This window comes from Sulfitobacter sp. 15WGC, assembly GCF_005068605.1.
Classification (GTDB): domain Bacteria; phylum Pseudomonadota; class Alphaproteobacteria; order Rhodobacterales; family Rhodobacteraceae; genus Sulfitobacter; species Sulfitobacter faviae.
Genome location: NZ_SZNL01000005.1, coordinates 37,413 through 52,744 on the forward strand (window position 1 = coordinate 37,413; position 15,332 = coordinate 52,744).

13 protein-coding genes are annotated in these 15,332 nt (G+C 62.3%); 1 reads left to right on the forward strand and 12 read right to left on the reverse strand.

What is annotated here, in order from left to right:
- The 7 genes from FCK22_RS05575 to FCK22_RS05605 form a co-directional block, all read right to left on the reverse strand.
- The coding region (locus tag FCK22_RS05575) for an efflux RND transporter permease subunit (RefSeq protein ID WP_136720288.1) at positions 1–1,280 on the reverse strand (1,280 nt) is incomplete at its 3' end.
- Positions 1,277–2,518 (reverse strand): efflux RND transporter periplasmic adaptor subunit, encoded by a 1,242-nt coding sequence (locus FCK22_RS05580; RefSeq protein WP_067268183.1) that lies wholly within the window; start codon positions 2,516–2,518, stop codon positions 1,277–1,279. The genes FCK22_RS05580 and FCK22_RS05575, both read right to left, overlap by 4 nt.
- Before the next feature lie 42 nt (positions 2,519–2,560).
- Complete coding sequence (locus FCK22_RS05585; protein WP_082852168.1) at positions 2,561–3,034, reverse strand: MarR family transcriptional regulator; 474 nt, start codon at positions 3,032–3,034, stop codon at positions 2,561–2,563.
- A 122-nt stretch (positions 3,035–3,156) separates the two neighbouring features.
- Positions 3,157–3,723, reverse strand: a complete 567-nt coding sequence (locus FCK22_RS05590; protein ID WP_067268186.1) for an ABC-type transport auxiliary lipoprotein family protein — start codon at positions 3,721–3,723, stop codon at positions 3,157–3,159.
- Between the two features lie 3 nt (positions 3,724–3,726).
- Complete coding sequence (locus FCK22_RS05595; RefSeq protein ID WP_067268188.1) at positions 3,727–5,811, reverse strand: MlaD family protein; 2,085 nt, start codon at positions 5,809–5,811, stop codon at positions 3,727–3,729.
- Positions 5,804–6,463 (reverse strand): paraquat-inducible protein A, encoded by a 660-nt coding sequence (locus tag FCK22_RS05600; RefSeq protein ID WP_197471026.1) that lies wholly within the window; start codon positions 6,461–6,463, stop codon positions 5,804–5,806. Before FCK22_RS05600 ends, FCK22_RS05595 begins: the two co-directional genes overlap by 8 nt.
- Positions 6,421–7,068, reverse strand: a complete 648-nt coding sequence (locus FCK22_RS05605; RefSeq protein WP_067268191.1) for a paraquat-inducible protein A — start codon at positions 7,066–7,068, stop codon at positions 6,421–6,423. Before FCK22_RS05605 ends, FCK22_RS05600 begins: the two co-directional genes overlap by 43 nt.
- A gap of 157 nt (positions 7,069–7,225) precedes the next feature.
- Between FCK22_RS05605 and FCK22_RS05610 the strand changes: the two genes are divergently transcribed.
- Positions 7,226–7,786, forward strand: a complete 561-nt coding sequence (locus tag FCK22_RS05610) for a type 1 glutamine amidotransferase domain-containing protein (protein ID WP_067268192.1) — start codon at positions 7,226–7,228, stop codon at positions 7,784–7,786.
- Positions 7,787–7,836: 50 nt separating this feature from the next.
- Here the strand turns inward: FCK22_RS05610 and FCK22_RS05615 are convergent, their stop codons facing one another.
- The 5 genes from FCK22_RS05615 to FCK22_RS05635 form a co-directional block, all read right to left on the reverse strand.
- Positions 7,837–8,940, reverse strand: coding sequence for a CaiB/BaiF CoA-transferase family protein (locus tag FCK22_RS05615; RefSeq protein ID WP_067268194.1), 1,104 nt, complete (start codon positions 8,938–8,940; stop codon positions 7,837–7,839).
- Entirely contained in the window at positions 8,937–9,908 is a 972-nt protein-coding gene (locus tag FCK22_RS05620) for a C45 family peptidase (protein WP_067268196.1), read from the reverse strand. The genes FCK22_RS05615 and FCK22_RS05620 overlap by 4 nt, the downstream gene beginning before the upstream one ends.
- A 17-nt stretch (positions 9,909–9,925) precedes the next feature.
- Positions 9,926–11,383: a biotin carboxylase gene (locus FCK22_RS05625; RefSeq protein WP_067268197.1), complete on the reverse strand. Its 1,458-nt coding sequence runs from the start codon at positions 11,381–11,383 to the stop codon at positions 9,926–9,928.
- Between the two features lie 17 nt (positions 11,384–11,400).
- Complete coding sequence (locus tag FCK22_RS05630) at positions 11,401–14,136, reverse strand: ornithine decarboxylase (RefSeq protein ID WP_067268199.1); 2,736 nt, start codon at positions 14,134–14,136, stop codon at positions 11,401–11,403.
- 66 nt (positions 14,137–14,202) lie between these two features.
- A complete protein-coding gene (locus FCK22_RS05635) occupies positions 14,203–15,285 on the reverse strand; it encodes a carbon-nitrogen hydrolase family protein (protein ID WP_136720276.1) in 1,083 nt (360 codons plus the stop codon).
- Positions 15,286–15,332 lie beyond the last annotated feature (47 nt).

Sequence of the window (15,332 nt, forward strand, 5' to 3'; positions counted from 1 at the left end):
CGTTTGGCGGCATGGGCATAGGCGGCGCGGGGCGAATGCCCCTCTTGCAGGCGGCGGTCGGCAAGTTCGGTGGTCACGATGGCCCCGTCCACCAGCATCCCCACCACGAGGATGAGCGAAAAGAGCACGACGAGGTTCATCGTATAGCCCATGACCCAAAGCGCCGTGACCCCGGCCAAGAAGGCCCCCGGAATGGCCAAGCCCACCAGCAGGGCCGAGCGGACGCCCAAGGCCCAGACAATCACGATCATCACAAGGATTACCGCCGCGATGACATTGGCCTCGAGATCGCTGAGCATGTCTTGGACCTGCTCGGATTCGTCTTGGGTGTATTTGACGGTGATGCTGTCGGGCCATTCCGCGCGCATCTCGTCAATCAATTCGCGCACCGCCGCGACTGTCTCGATGATATTCGCGCCCGAGCGTTTCTTGATCTCAAGCGCCAGCGCGGGCTGGCCGTCGATCCGGGCGAAGCCAGTCGGGTCTTTGAAGGTTCGGCGGATCGTGGCTACATCGGCAAAGGTCACCACCGTATCGCCGCGTACCTTGATCGGCAGCGACATGACATCTTCGACATTCTCGATCAGCCCCGGCACCTTGAGCACCAGCCGCCCCGCGCCGCTTTCAATCGCCCCCGCCGCGATCAGGCGGTTGTTGCGGTTGATCTGGCTGATCAGCTCTTCGAAAGAGATATTATAGGTCTCAAAGACCGTAGGGTCGATCAGCACCTCCAAAAGCTCGGTCCGCTCCCCCCCGACATCGACTTCAAGCACGCCGGACAGCCCTTCGATCGCGTCCTTCAACTCTTCGGAAATGGAGTTGAGCGTCCTTTCCGGCACCGGGCCCGAGAGGATCGCGGTCAGGATCGGGAAGAGCGCCGTGTTGATCTCGGTCACGACCGGGTCGGTGGCGTCTTCGGGCAGGTCCGACTTGGCCCGGTCCACGCCCTCGCGCACCTTGTCGAGCGCCTCATCGGAATCGAACCCCGGCTCGAACTCCAATTGCACCGAGGCATGGCCCTCGGCCCCGTTCGAGGTGATCTGTTTCAACCCGGTGATGGCGCTGAGTTCGGTCTCAAGCGGCTCAACGAGCAGCCGCTCGCTGTCCTCGGGCGAGATGCCTTCGAGAGAGGTGGAGACATAGAGCGTCGGGATCGGAATCTCGGGCGAGCTTTCCTTGGGGATGCCAACATAGGCATAGGCCCCGACCGCCAAGATCATCACCAAGCTCAGGATCACCACGCGGGCGCGGCTGAAAGCGGCGTCGATCAGCGTGTTCATTCCACTTGCTCCGGCTGGGCGGCTTCGGCGCTGCCGGTGATCTGGCCGTTGCCGGTTGGCTGGTCTTCCAACTCGTCAATCTCGGGCACACCCGTCATGGGCTGCGCTTCCCCTTCATTGTCGCCGCCGGTTTCGGGCTGCGGATTGACCGTTTCCCCGTTGTTGACGAAGCCCTGCCCGATGGTGATGATCTGGGCCTCATCCGGCAGGCCCGCGATCCAGATGCCATCGGTCTGCGCGCGCACAATGGCGATCTTGTTAAAGACAACCTTATCGTCATCATTAACGGTTTTGACGCCCAAGGTGCCATTGGTGTCCAAGGACAGGATCGCCGGAGAGACGAAATGCGCGCGGGTCTCGCCCGTGGGGATGCGCACGCGGGCCGAAATGCCCGCGGGGATCGCTCCATCCGCGTTTTCGACCCTGACTTCGGCGGTAAAGGTCCGGGTTTCGGCGCTGGCACTGCTTGAGACGAATTGCACCTTGCCCTGCGCCTCTGTCCCGGTGATGAAGACGACCTCGGCCTCTTGCCCCTCTTCAATATCTTTGAGCGACTGCTGGGGCACCTGCACTTGGATCGTCAGTGGCGTGTTGTCGACCAGACGCGCGATTTCTTCACCGGTAGAGACGAACTCTCCCGCCGAGATATCGAGCATCTCTAACCGCCCGGGAAAGGGGGCGCGGATTTCGGTGTTGTTCAGCGCCTCTTCGGCGGCGGTGACCGAGGCCTGAGCGGCGGCCAACGTCGCGCGGGCTTGGCTCACGCGGTCCACGGTCGAGACGCCCCGGTCCAGCAGGGCTTGGGCGTTGTCGTATTCGCGCTGTGCGCGGCTCAATTCCTCACGCGCGCGGGCCAAATCGGAATCGCGCGCCGTGGTGCTGAGCCGCGCGATCAACGCGCCCGCTTCGACCGCATCGCCCTTGGCGACCAAAACTTCGGCAATCTCACCACCCGCTTCGGCGCGGACCATCGTATCGCGATCCGGCAGGGCCTGCCCTTCGGCCACGAAGACCTGCGTCACGCTTTCAGCTTGAGAGCCGCGCACCGCCACTGTCACCGCTTCGGGAGCAATGGGCGCAGGCGCGGCCTCCTCGGTCTCTTCGGAGGGGATGATATAGCCGCTGCCCATCCAAAGAGCGATCAACAGCGCTATCCCACCGGCGATGAACTTCGACCGTTTCGAGCCGGCATCGCTGTCGAATGAAAGCGTCTGGCGCTCTTGAGATGTGTCACTCATTGATCGAACTCCATCACCGCGACCCCGTGATCGGGCCGCGCGTCAATTCTTGGGCTTGCTCACCCGGGTTGCTACGTCATCAAGCGCGGCGCTGATCGTGTCATAGAAGGCGGCGAAATTATCGAGCCTTCGGCGCACCCCTTCGGCCTCTTCGGGCAGCTTGCGGATCGTATCGTTAATCTCGGATTTGGCGTGGCGGGTCCCTGCCAGCGCATATTTCGTCATCGCGGCATAGGCGTCATCGGCGAGTTGGAAGTAATCCTGCCGGTCGCCCGTCTTGTTCACACGCCGGATCAACCCCCGCTCTTCGAGCAGACGAATGGAGGTGCTGATCGTGGCGCGGCTGACGGAAAGGCGGCGCGACAGCGCGCCAAAGGCGATCGGCTCGCCCTCGAAAACCAGCATGGCAAAGACCTGCCCCGCCATGCGCGGCAACCCCTCGCCCATGGCAACGACGCCCATGCGGGTGATGAAGTCATCGCGGACTTGGTCGATTTGGTCAGTGCTATCCATCATTCCCCGTCCACGGCAGGCGCGTTGACGGTAGATAGACAAGGCGAGGCACAAATCAAGACTATTCAGAATTTTCCGAACAGACGGAACAACGCGCGTCGCCGGTAGACTTCCGGCGCTCGACCCTACTTCAACCCGTTCTGGGCGATATAGTGGGCCAGATCAAGGACGAGTTGCCCCCGCGCCGCGGCGATGGCGTTTGCGCCACCTTCGGGATTGAACGGCACGCTGAGGTCGAACAGGCCCGACCGCTCCCGCCGGTCATCGGGGACGGCCACGAAATACTGACCGGAGGCGCGGAACTCCCCCGCTTCTGTGGCCACCAGTTCGGCAAAGCGCACTTCGAGGCTGGCATCGGGGAAAGCCTCGAACGGCCAAGGCTCAGACGCGATGCGCCGCTCCGTCATCCGCGCAAGGTTCTGGCTAAGCTCCAGCGCCACGGCCCGTTCGGGCGCATCGGCCCAAAGCACATCGGTCGAACTGACCAGACGGCCATCGGCCAGTTGCACCGAAATCTCTTCGGCGGCGGCGTAGGTCGGCAAAGACACGTCGCGCACTTCGACAGAACTGAAGGCGATGGAGGTCTTCTCTGTCACCGCCGGGGCGCGGACGGGGAAACGTTCAGCCGTGCCGCCACAGGCGGCCAAGGCTGCCAGCAGGCCGAGGGTGATCAAGGGTCTTGCAAATGTCATCCGTTACCGTCCCAGCAATAGAGAATTGGGGTTACGTTCGATTGTCCGCGCCAAAGATGCAAGGGCATCGGCGGCTTTCTGAATGTCGCGCAGGGTGCGTTCGGCGCTGCGGCTGAGTTGTTCACCTTGGTTATAGCCTTCGATGGTGCGGCTGGCTTGGGCAAAAAGGGCGGTCAAACGCTCGACCACCTGCGGCAGGTCTTGGGCCGAGAGGGCGATATTATCCGCCGCGTTGCGGGCCGAGGCCAAGGTGCGGTTCACATTCTCGACCGCGCCGCCTTCGCGCAGTTCTTCCAACGTGGCGTTCAATTCGTCCAAGGCGCGTTTCAATGCGCCCGGCAGGGCCACCGCATCTTCGGTGCCGATCACCGCATCGGCGGATTCGGTGAGGTCGGTGAGTGCGACGACCAGTTCTTCGACCTCAAGCGTTTCGGCCTTGGCCGCCACCGCTTGAATGCGCTCCACCAACTCCGGCACGCCTTCGACCGAGGAGGACACCGCATTGGCCGCATCCGATGCGCCCTCAAGCGCGGCGGAAAGCCGTTCGGCAATCCGCTCTTCCTCAAGCTGGGCCACCAATTCTTCGATCCGCACCAGCGTGCCGTTCAGGGCGACAGGCACGTTCTTGACCTCTTCGGAAGAGACCAGCCCGGTCAACTCGCCCAAAAGGGTGCGCACGTCCTGCGGGGTTTCGCGTAGGTCTTCGTCCGATACGAAAGCCTCTGCCGAATTGAGGAAGGTGATCGCGCTGTTGAGCAACTCTTCAATCGGCAGGCTGTTAATGCGGGTAAAGACCCCTTCGACCGTGGCCGCCGCATCAGAGACATCGCTTTCCGTGGTCGGCATCAGCGCAAGGCCATTCTCCATCTCGTTCAACGAGGCCTCGGGCGCGTCTTCGACGGCCACGAATTCAACCTTCAAACCACCCGTCAACAGGCTGGCCGAGGCCAGCCGCGCGCGCAGGCCGTTTTCCACACGTTCTTTCAAGAACGCCAGCGCGGCTTCGGCGGTGACGTCATCCTGCATCCCCAGATGCGCCGGTTGGATCGACAGGATGGCGTTCAGCCGGACGCGGCTGTCGCCGAACCGTTCGAAGTCTACCAGCCCCGAGAGGGTCTCGACCTCACCGATCTCCAGCCCGCTCATCTCAACCGGGGCGCCGACGATCAGACCCGAGATATTGTCGTCGAACACGACGCTCAGCTTCAGCGGATCGACCTCGGAGGCGTTAAAGACAGAGTTCCGCGCGGTTTCCTTGTCGGGGTAAATCTCAAACACCGTCCCGTCAGACACCTGCGCCCCGCCCGAGACGAAAGTGTCAAAGGTGATGCCGCCGCCGACGAGGGTCGCCAACGAGGAAAAGTCGATCTCGGCCCCCGCGGGGCCAATGTTGACGCTAAAGCCCGATGCGTCCCAAAAGCGGGTGGATTCATTGATCAACTGACGGTGCTCTTCGAAAATCAGCGCCTCGACAATGGCGTAGTTGCCGCGCGGGGCGATCTTGGCATAGCCGACGCGGCCCACCTCGATGCCCTTGTAAAGGATCGGCGCATTGTCGGTCAGATGCCCGTTCGCGGTGGAGCGGAAGGCAATCTCAAGCCCGCCTTGGCCGCCGCGGATCAACGGCTCGGTCGACGATCCCTGAAAGCGCTCTGCCGCGGGGCCGACCTGTTGGTCCCACGACCCTTCGATATAGACACCGCTCAGCACCGTGCTGAGACCGGTGATGCCCTGTGCGGTGACTTCGGGCTGCACGACCCAGAAGACCGCGCCATTGTCGATGTAAGGGGCCACGTCCTTGTCGACGCGGATATGCGCCGTCACCCGGTCCAAACCCGAGGTAAAGCCGACCTTCTCGACCACCCCGACCGTCACATCGCGAAAGCGCAATTCGGTCTCTCCGGCAGAGATGCCCGCGCCCTCTTCGAATTCCACGACGATCACCGGGCCGCGCTCGCTGTAAGACCGATAGGCCACGAAAAGCGCCACGATCAGGGCGAGGATCGGGATGATCCAGATCACCGAGGCCCCGCTGAGAAACATCTTGCGGGTCGGGGAAATCGGTACGTCGGGAGGCGTCTTAGTCATTGGTTTTCAGGCCCTCGTCCTTGGTCTGAGCGTCCCAGATCATGCGGGTGTCGAACGCTTGTGCCGCCAGCATGGTAAAGATCACGGAGAGGGCAAAAAAGATGCTCGCGGTACCGGGATTGATGGCGGCCAGTGTCTTGAGTTGCACCAGAGCAGACAAAATCGCAACCACAAAGATATCGATCATCGACCAGCGTCCGATGTACTCAACCACTTCGTAAAGGTAATGCCGCTGGCGCTGCGAGGTGACAGAGCGCCGTTTGACGCTGATCGCAAGAAAGGCCACGGCCATGAATTTGGCCACCGGAATGGCGACAGAGGCGAAGAGGATGATCAAGGCGATCCCCCAGTTGCCATATTGCGCCAGTTCCACCGCGCCGCCGATGATCGTGCTTTCCTCGACCTGAAACAGCGTGCGGGTCTTGAGCATCGGATAGGTATTCGCGGGGATGTAGCACATCAGCCCCACCGTCCAGAATGCCCAGACACGCTGAAGGCTCATCCGATCGCGCGAGACCAGCTTGCTGCCACAACGGCTGCAAATCTCCGTGCCCATCGGCGCGGGCTTGTTACAGCGGGTGCAGGCCACGATGCCCAACTCCCGTGCGCTCACGATGTCTTGGGATGTTCCAGAGAGTTCCATACGGACCATTTGCATAAGAATCTGTCCTGCGCGATGACGAGGATCACCAGCGCGCCGAACATGTAAAACGCGGGGCCAAAGCCCACATCGGCCAGATCGGCCACTTTGACCAGCGCCACGGCACAGCCGATGGCAAAAACCTCGGCCATCGACCAAGGGCGCAGTTCCTCCGACAGGCGAAAGGCGGCGACGGCATGGCGCGCGGGCGGGCGATCCAGCACCACGGGGATCAGCACATAGAGCGTCAGCAGCACTCGCAAGAGCGGGATGAAAAAGATCAGCGCCGCCGTGGCCAGCGACAAGAGGATCATCGGCCCGCCGGAAAAGGCAAGTGCTGCATCCAGCACCGACACCGCGTTGCTGGCCCCCGCCGCGTCGATGGTGAGAAAAGGAAAGACCGCCGCCCCGATGATCAAGACCATGACCGCCACCGCCACGGCGATGATCTGCAACCCGGCGTTTCTGCGGGGCGTGATCAGGGCGGTATGGCACCGCTCACAACTCGCCCGCTCCCCATGCGCGGGGCGGCGCAGCCGATAGACGGCGTCGCATTGCGGACAGACGATCAATTCGTCCATGGGCAATTCGGCAAGGGGGGTGTCGGGGCGATCCATTCTGAACGCATATATGACGCCGCCCTTTGACGTATCAACAAATATTCACCGCCCTGTGGCGCATCTGCACCGGCGGATCATCGCCCTCGCGCGAATGTGAGGGGAACAGGCGGCCATGCAGACCGTTGGTCTAGCAGAAATGACAAAGGAGAAAGCAATGACCGATATCACCAATGCAAAGATCCTGATCCTCGCCACCAATGGCTTTGAGCAGTCCGAACTGGAAAAACCCCTGAACGATCTGCGCGACCGCGGCGCCACCGTCCATGTGGCCACGCCCGACGGCAATGAGATCAAGGGTTGGGACGAAGATGACTGGGGCAACACCGTGCCCGCAGACCTCGCCCTTCGGGACGTGAATGTCGACGACTACCAAGGCATCGTGCTGCCCGGTGGCCAGATCAACCCCGACCTGCTGCGCGCCAACGAAGACGCGGTGGCTCTGATCCGCAAGTTCCACGACAGCGGCAAAACCGTCGCCGCTATCTGCCACGCCCCGTGGCTGCTGATCGAGGCGGGCATCATCAAGGGCCGCAAGGCGACCTCCTTTTCCTCCATCGCGACGGATGTGAAGAACGCCGGTGCGCATTACGAAGACAGCGAAGTGGTGGCCGACCAAGGCATCGTGACCAGCCGCTCGCCCGAGGATCTCGACGCTTTCGTCGCCAAGATCGTCGAGGAAATTGAAGAGGGCAAACACGACCGCAAAGCGGCCTGAGCCTTGCCTCTGTGACGAGATTTACCCCCGGTCCTGTGGCCGGGGGTTTTTCATGCGCGGTCGCGCGGCAGACCAAGTTCGGCCAGCACCGCATCGGTATCCGCGCCGATGGCCCGTGGGGGGCTGGGCATCTGTGGCGCGGCACCGTCAAACCGCGGCGCTTGGCCTGATTGCAACACGCCATCGACCCTCATCACATTGCCCCGCGCCGCCATCTGCGGATGATCCGGCGCTTCGGAAAAGCTGAGCACTGGGGCCACGCAGGCATCTGAACCGTCGAAATGCGCCGCCCAGTCGTCCCGGGCGCGGGTGGCAAAGATCGCGGAGAACTCGGCGATACGCGCCTCCCATGTCGTCCTGTCGTTCTGGCTCTCGGCAAGCTCCGCAGGCAGGCCCAACTTCTCTAACAGGATCGCGTAGAACTGCGGCTCCAAAGCCCCGACCGAGATGAATTTCCCATCCGCACAGGTGTAGCAACGGTAAAACGGCGCGGCCCCGTCAAGCCAATTGGCGGCACGCTCTTCGGTCCACGCGCCTTGGGCCAGCATGCCATGGATCAGCCCCATCATCGCAGGCACCCCATCGACCATCGCGGCGTCGACGACTTGGCCCTTGCCTGTCACACCGCGTTCGATCACAGCCGCAAGGATGCCGAACAGCAAGAACATCGTTCCGCCGCCGTAATCCGCCACCATGTTCAAGGGCGGCACCGGGGGCGTATCGGCGCGGCCCATGGCATGGAGTGCCCCTGTTAGAGCCAGATAGTTGATGTCATGCCCCGCCGTCTGCGCCCATGGGCCGGTCTGGCCCCAGCCGGTCATGCGGCCATAGATCAGGGCCTCGGGGCAGTCGTCGGGGCCAAGGCCCAAACGTTCCATCACGCCGGGGCGAAACCCTTCGATCAGCACATCGGCAGAAGCAATCAGCGCCTTCGCCGCGGCGATCCCTTCGGCCGCTTTCAGGTTCAACACCACCGACCGCTTGCCGCGCCGGTTGATGTCCGACGGCTCCGCCGGGGCGGCTTTGCGGTCAACCGTGATGACATCCGCGCCTAGATCGGCCAGCAGTTGCCCCGCCAGCGGCGCGGGGCCAAGGCCGGAAAACTCCACCACCCTGAGCGAGGCCAGCGGCCCTTTGCGCGCCGCCCCGCTCATGCCGCCCCCGGCACCAAGACCTGCCGCGCCCCTTCGGTGAAATCCGTCAGCGACAGCGCCCATGTCGTGCCGGGCCAGCGCAACTCCATCTCGCGTTTGCGCGGACGGTAGACGGCGGTGTAAAGCGTGCCAAACCCGGCGTTGAAGGCCGTGGAATAGAGCGGCGGCTTGAGGAAGGCGCCGATGAACTTCTCCTCCGGGTCGCGGTGCAGACGCAGACGTTGCAACAGGTAGCGCTCACGCTCGACCGTGGCGGTAAAGCGGGCGTGGCTGATCCACTCCACATTCTCTTGATGATTGGTCGCCACCGCGGCGCGGGTGATGACAGCGGGGCGATCAGGGGCCATCATGGCTGTCAGGTAACTGCGCTTTCGGTCGAGTACGGTGACGTTGTAGCTCATATGCGTGGGCACCCGCGCCAGCACCTCGCCCGCCTCCTGCGCGGTTTCGCAGGTCTGCAAGACATAGCGCAGGATCAGCGGCACGCCGAAGCCTTCGCCCACCACACGCCGCCCGCCAAAGGTGAGCGAGATCGACAGCCCTGCATCATTCACCCCGTCGACCAGCCCCCAAAGCCCATCGGAGGTGCCCATGACCTGCCGCCCCTGCCAGCCCGTGCGTAGCACCATCGCGTCAAAGGCATTGGGGTTATAGTCATAGTTGCGCACCATGACCGGCTCTTTCCCCGCCCAGATCGCCTGCGAACAGGCCGACAGATAGGGCGGCGGGCAATAGAAACTAAGGAAGCGCGCCGCGTGATCGCCGCCGCCTGCAAGACTGCAAAGCTGGTCATAAAGCGGCAGCATCTCAGGCATATGCTGGGCCAGCGCACGGCGGCATTGGGCATAGGTCGGGCGCGCGGCCTCCCCTTCCTTCAGCCACCATGCGTGGTAATCAGGCCAATAGGCCGCGAAGAGACCGGCCCATTTGGGGCCGGGCTCGTCTTCGGACAATGCGCGCCAGTACATCGCGGCCTTTCATCTCGTTACAGGATCTTGAACGCCGGATCAGAAAGCTCTGGACCGGCCGAGGCGGTGGGCAAGGGTTTGCCATCCACACTGCGTTTGATCCCATGAATCCACTTTTTCGCGCGTTCGTTCAACTGGAAAGACTTGGTCATCGACCGACCCCGCGTCACGAGGATGCCGATATCGGCCCCTTCGTAGCGATAGTCCCCCGGTTGCAGGATGCGCAGGAAGAAGGCCTCGTTCTCGCTTTCGACCGCGCGGCGGTGATAGTCGAAACGATCAAAGACGACGGTGCCGTCCTCCTTCATCTTATAGATCCCGGTCTCGGGCGCCTCGGTGCAGATGTCGACACTGTCTTCGGTGTGTTTGATGACCATCTGGCTCCAGCCGTCGATATTGTCCGGATCGGCCCAGCGGGCATTCAACTCATCCACGTCGAGGGTGAACTTCTTGCGGCTGAACTCCAGCAGATGGAACAGGAACAGCGGCGCGTCGGCATGGGCGAAGGCCGCGTGGTTGGTCATGGAACTCGCGCCGGTGATCCGCGGGTTCAACTCGCCCAGCCACAAGTCGCCGGTCTTCTTGTCGATTAGGAAATCGAGCTCGAAATAGCCGCGATAGCCCTCTTTCCGCAACTGCTCGCCGAACTTGAAGGTCAGATCGCGCGCCTTCTCGCGGACCTTGGGCGGGAAGGCGGTGGCGAGGATCTCGTTGCCGCACCAGCCGCCGCGATAGGGGGTCAATTCCTTGAAGCCGACCAGTTCGGTCATCAGCGGGCCGACGATGGTGCCCTCCTTGGTGGCGCAGGCCTCGATCGCGGCACCGCGACAGTCGATCCGCTTCATGATCTTAATCTCGCCCTCGCCCACGATCTCGCTCTCGTGGCGGCGGAAATCGGCCTCGGACTTGATGAAGAAGGTGGTATGCCCGCTGTCGCCATAGGCCGATTGCAGCACGAGGTCATGGCCCAGATCGGCTTTCTCGCAGATCTCGCGCAGGTGGTCGTAGCTTTTCACCTCGCTCAGCGTGTTGGGCACGGAAGGCACGCCGGCCTTGTTGCCGATGCGCACCGTCTCGATCTTGTTGTCCATCGACTGGCGCAGCTTGGCTTTCGGGAACCAGACCTCGGCGCCCAGCTCCTTGCTCAGGCGCTCGGTCTCTTCGTCGAACATCAGGAAGACGAACTTGGGCTTGCCCCCGCGGCGCTTGATGAAGTCGATGACCTCCTTGTGCTGCAGCAGGTAGTTGTTGATGTCCTCGATGCTCTGGAACTCCGCATGGGGCTGTTCCGAGGGGCAAAAGACGTTGGGATGCTTGCCGCCGTAGCAGTCGATGTAGCAGATGTACTTGAAATTCTTTACCCATTCATCGAGGCCCAGCAGATTGAAGTTGGTGGCCGAGATGAAATAGACCGGGTCCTCGTTTCGGTGAAAGAACCGGCGGATTTCGGAGATATTCTTGAGAATTTTTGCCATGTCGTAGGTCCTTTTGGTCAAACGGGTGAAGAAGAAAGGTCTTTGCGGCGCACGCGTTTCAATGCCTCCGCGGTAAAGACGCGCAGGCCCAGATCGGGCCGGTATCCGTGGATCTCGCTCACATCGAGCGCGCGCATGAAGTCGAGAATTTCCTGACTGACGACCTGTCCGGGGACGAGGATCGGAAAGCCGGGCGGATAGGGGATGATGAAGCTGGCCGAGACCACCGTGTCGCCCGCGTCCATGACCTCTTGCAAGGATCCGTTCAGGTCGAGGTAGTCACAGTTCTTCTCATCATAGGCGAGGAAGAAGGGCGTGCGAATGTCGCCCTCGGGCGTGTCAGCGGCGCGGAAGGCTTCGTGGAAGCAACTGAAATCCGGCAGCGGCGGGTAGTTCTCCATCAGATTGGTGACGCGCCGGTCGAATGACAGCCGCTCCATCCGGCTGGCATCGTCCAAAAGATCGTCGAGCGATTTGGCGATCTCCACCAGCACTTCGATCAGATAGGCCACGGACGAGCGCGTGGTGCCGATGTTGGTCATGAACAGAACGGTATTGCGCGAGGTCTTGTTGATCTGGATGCCGTATTTGTCCATCAGGATCTGGGTCTTGAAGGTATCGCCATCCCAGCCTGTGCCGCCCACGGCGAGGGTCACGCGGGTCGCGTCGAGCACGAATTCATCCTGCTCCCAACAATCCCACATGTCGGTCCAACCCTGCTCAACGTCATAGTAGCTGGTGACGCCGCTTTCGCGGTGCTGTTCGGGGATCATGTCCCCGGCGGAGAGCACTTTGAAATACTTGCGTAAGAGAGGGTGTTCGCTGATCGCGCGGCGCATCGACATTGCCGCTTCGACCTGCCGTTGGACAAACTCGAACCCTTCGAGTTCGACCTGACGCCGCCCCACGTCGAGCGAGGCGATGATCTGATAGTTCGGCGAGGTCGAAGTGTGGGTCATATAGGCTTCGTGGAAGCTCTGCTCGACCTCGCCTTTGAAATCCTGATCGTTGACATGAATCATCGAGCCCTGCCGCAGCGAGGTCAGCGTCTTGTGGGTCGATTGCGTGGCATAGGCCCGCACCCGCGCCTGCGGCGGGGGGATCAGCCGGGTGTTGAGCAGGGTCTCATCATCCGCGTCCTTCAGGGTCTTTTGCTGGGCCTCATAGGCGGCGGCATGGGCCTCGGACTTGAACTTCGCCCGCAGGGTATTGGCCGCGTTCATCGCGGTGCGCTGGCGATATGTGGGACTAAACCGTGCAAAAGCGAACCATGCCTCGTCCCAGAGGAAGATGAGGTCGGGCTTGATCGCCAGACATTCCTCCATCACCCGCTCGACGTTGTAGACCAGACCATCGAAGGTGCAGTTGGTCAGCAAGAGCATCCGCACCCGGTCGAGCTTGCCCGCCGCCTTCAGCTCCAGCAACCGCTCCTTGATCTCGCGCAGCGGCACCGCGCCGTACATCGAGTATTCGTTGAGCGGATAGCTGTCGAGGTAGCTGACCTGCGCGCCCGCGAGCACCATGCCGTAGTGGTGGCTCTTGTGGCAGTCGCGGTCGACCAACACGATGTCGCCGGGCCGCACCAGTGCCTGCACCACGATCTTGTTGCAGGTCGAGGTGCCATTGGTGGCGAAAAACGTCTGTTTAGAGCCAAAGGCGCGGCTAGCCAGTTCCTGCGCCTCTTTGATCGGTCCATGTGGCTCTAGCAGGCTGTCGAGGCCGCCCGAGGTCGCCGAGGTCTCTGCAAGAAAGATATTCGGCCCGTAGAACGCCCCCATGTCCTGAATCCAGTGACTCCGGGTGATCGACTTGCCACGGCTGATCGGCATGGCATGGAAGACGCCGGTGGGCTGTTTGGAATATTCCACCAGCGCGGTGAAGAAGGGCGACTTGTTGCGCGCCTGCACCCCGCGCAGGATATTGAGGTGCAACTCCATGAAGTCTTCCTGATTGTAGAAGACCCGCCGACAAATCCCCAGATCGAGCCCGGCGATATCCTCGACCGAGCGTTCGGTGACCAGATAGGCATCAAGCTCGGGCCGGACCTTGGCGATCATCCGGCAAAGCTCTGGGCCATAGCTCTCAGGCTGAAGCGCGTCGATCTCATCCTGCCCGCCCGCGCGGGCGAGGTAGCGGGTCAGGATCTGTTGATCGACTTTCGATTTCAGCGTCAGGCCGGGGCGGACGACGATGGCTTGAATATTGTGGTTGAACATCACCGCGATCAGCGCGTCTTCGAGGCTGGGCACCACGACGGCTTCGTAGATGAACGGGTCTTCGGTCCGGCGCATGCGGGTGACATTGCTGCGCAGCCAGCGTTCTTGCTGTTCATTCACATTGTCGACGATCAGCACTTCGAAATAGGGTTTCGCCAGCGCTCGCGCCTCGGGCGGCAGCATCGCCTCGTCGTCATGCTCGTCCTGATCCAGACTGTCGCGTTCCAACGGGATGGTGCGGCGGCGGTAAGCGCCGGTGGTCAGCGCACGAGTCACCCGGTTCACGGCAAAGGCCAGATCCTCGAAATTGCCATGGGCGAACTGGCGACGCATGTGGTCAAAAGCGGACATGCCCGGAAAGGCCCAATAGGGCTCAATCAGGGCCAGTGACTCAAACAGCGCCTCGATTTCCTTGCGCCCCTGCGCCGCGTTCTTGCCTTTCGGATCGCGCGACATGGCGGCGGCGGCGGCGCGCAGGGCGCTCCACCGATCCGACCGCAGTTGAATGGCCGAGGAATAGTCGTTCATAGAATGCATCAGTCGTCCTCTGCTGGAGGGCCGACCGATGCGTCAGGTAGCGCTTTGCGCGAACCTAACCCCGGCCTAGCCGCTGGTATTGTCGTTCTGCCCGGGTGTGTCGGGCGTTGTCTGTGGGTCGGGCGTGCCCGCAGCCGGGGCCACGGGCGCCGGTGTCTGGGCCACCTCGGGCGCCGTCCCGGCGGTGGGGCTGGCAAGCGGCTCAGGCGGGAAACCGTTCTTGCCCTTATAGGTCGGGATCTCGGCAGGCACCTGCTGGGCGGGCACATCGACATGCAGCCCCGCGCGGCTGCCCTGTTGCGGGATTTCAAGCGGGCCAAGGGTGTGCAGGAAGGCATCCGCGCCGCTGTCACGGTCATAGACCGGGAAGTCTGTCGGGCGGTCGCGGAAGGATTTGAGCAGTTGGCCCAAGCCCTTCATCCCCGTCTCACGCTGACGGCGCACCATGTTGAGGTCGATCTCGATCGGGAACATATCCTCTTGCCCCGCCGATTGGTGCAGCACCATCGAAGTCGGGTCGACCACGCAGGAGCGGCCCACGCCCCCGGCGCCGAGGCCATTCACGTCGAAGATATAGCACTGGAACTGCGCCGCCGTGGCGCGCGCGATGGCAAGTTCCGCATCGCGGTCGGTGGTGCCGGTCAGCACCGGGTGCAGCAGCACCTCGACCCCTTGCGAGGTCAACTGCCGCGTCGTTTCGGGGAACCACATGTCATAGCAGATCGACAGGCCAAAGCGGCCCACGTCCGGTACGTCGAAGATGCAGAACTCGTTGCCCGCCGCGATCCCGGCCTCATAGGGCCGGAAGGGGAACATCTTGGCATAGCGGCGGACCACTTCGCCTTCGGGGTTGATGACGACCGAGGTGTTATACACGCGGCCATCCTCGGGATGCTTGAGGAACATCGAACCGGGGATCAGCCAGACCCGGTGCCGCCGCGCAGCGGCCTGAAACTGTTCGATCGTCTCATTCTCGGGCGGCAGGGCAAACCGGTCAAGCGGGCCGAAGGGCGCCAGTTCGGAGAACAGCACCATCTGCGTCCAAGGGAAACGCGCCATCAGAATGTCGAGCCGCTGGATCATACCCTCGACATTGGGCTGCAAGGCATTGACGTACATCTGCACGCCGGCAATCGCGAAAGGGGTCATGCGTGAATACTCCGAACTACGCGGCGCAATGGACCATTTCCTTGCCT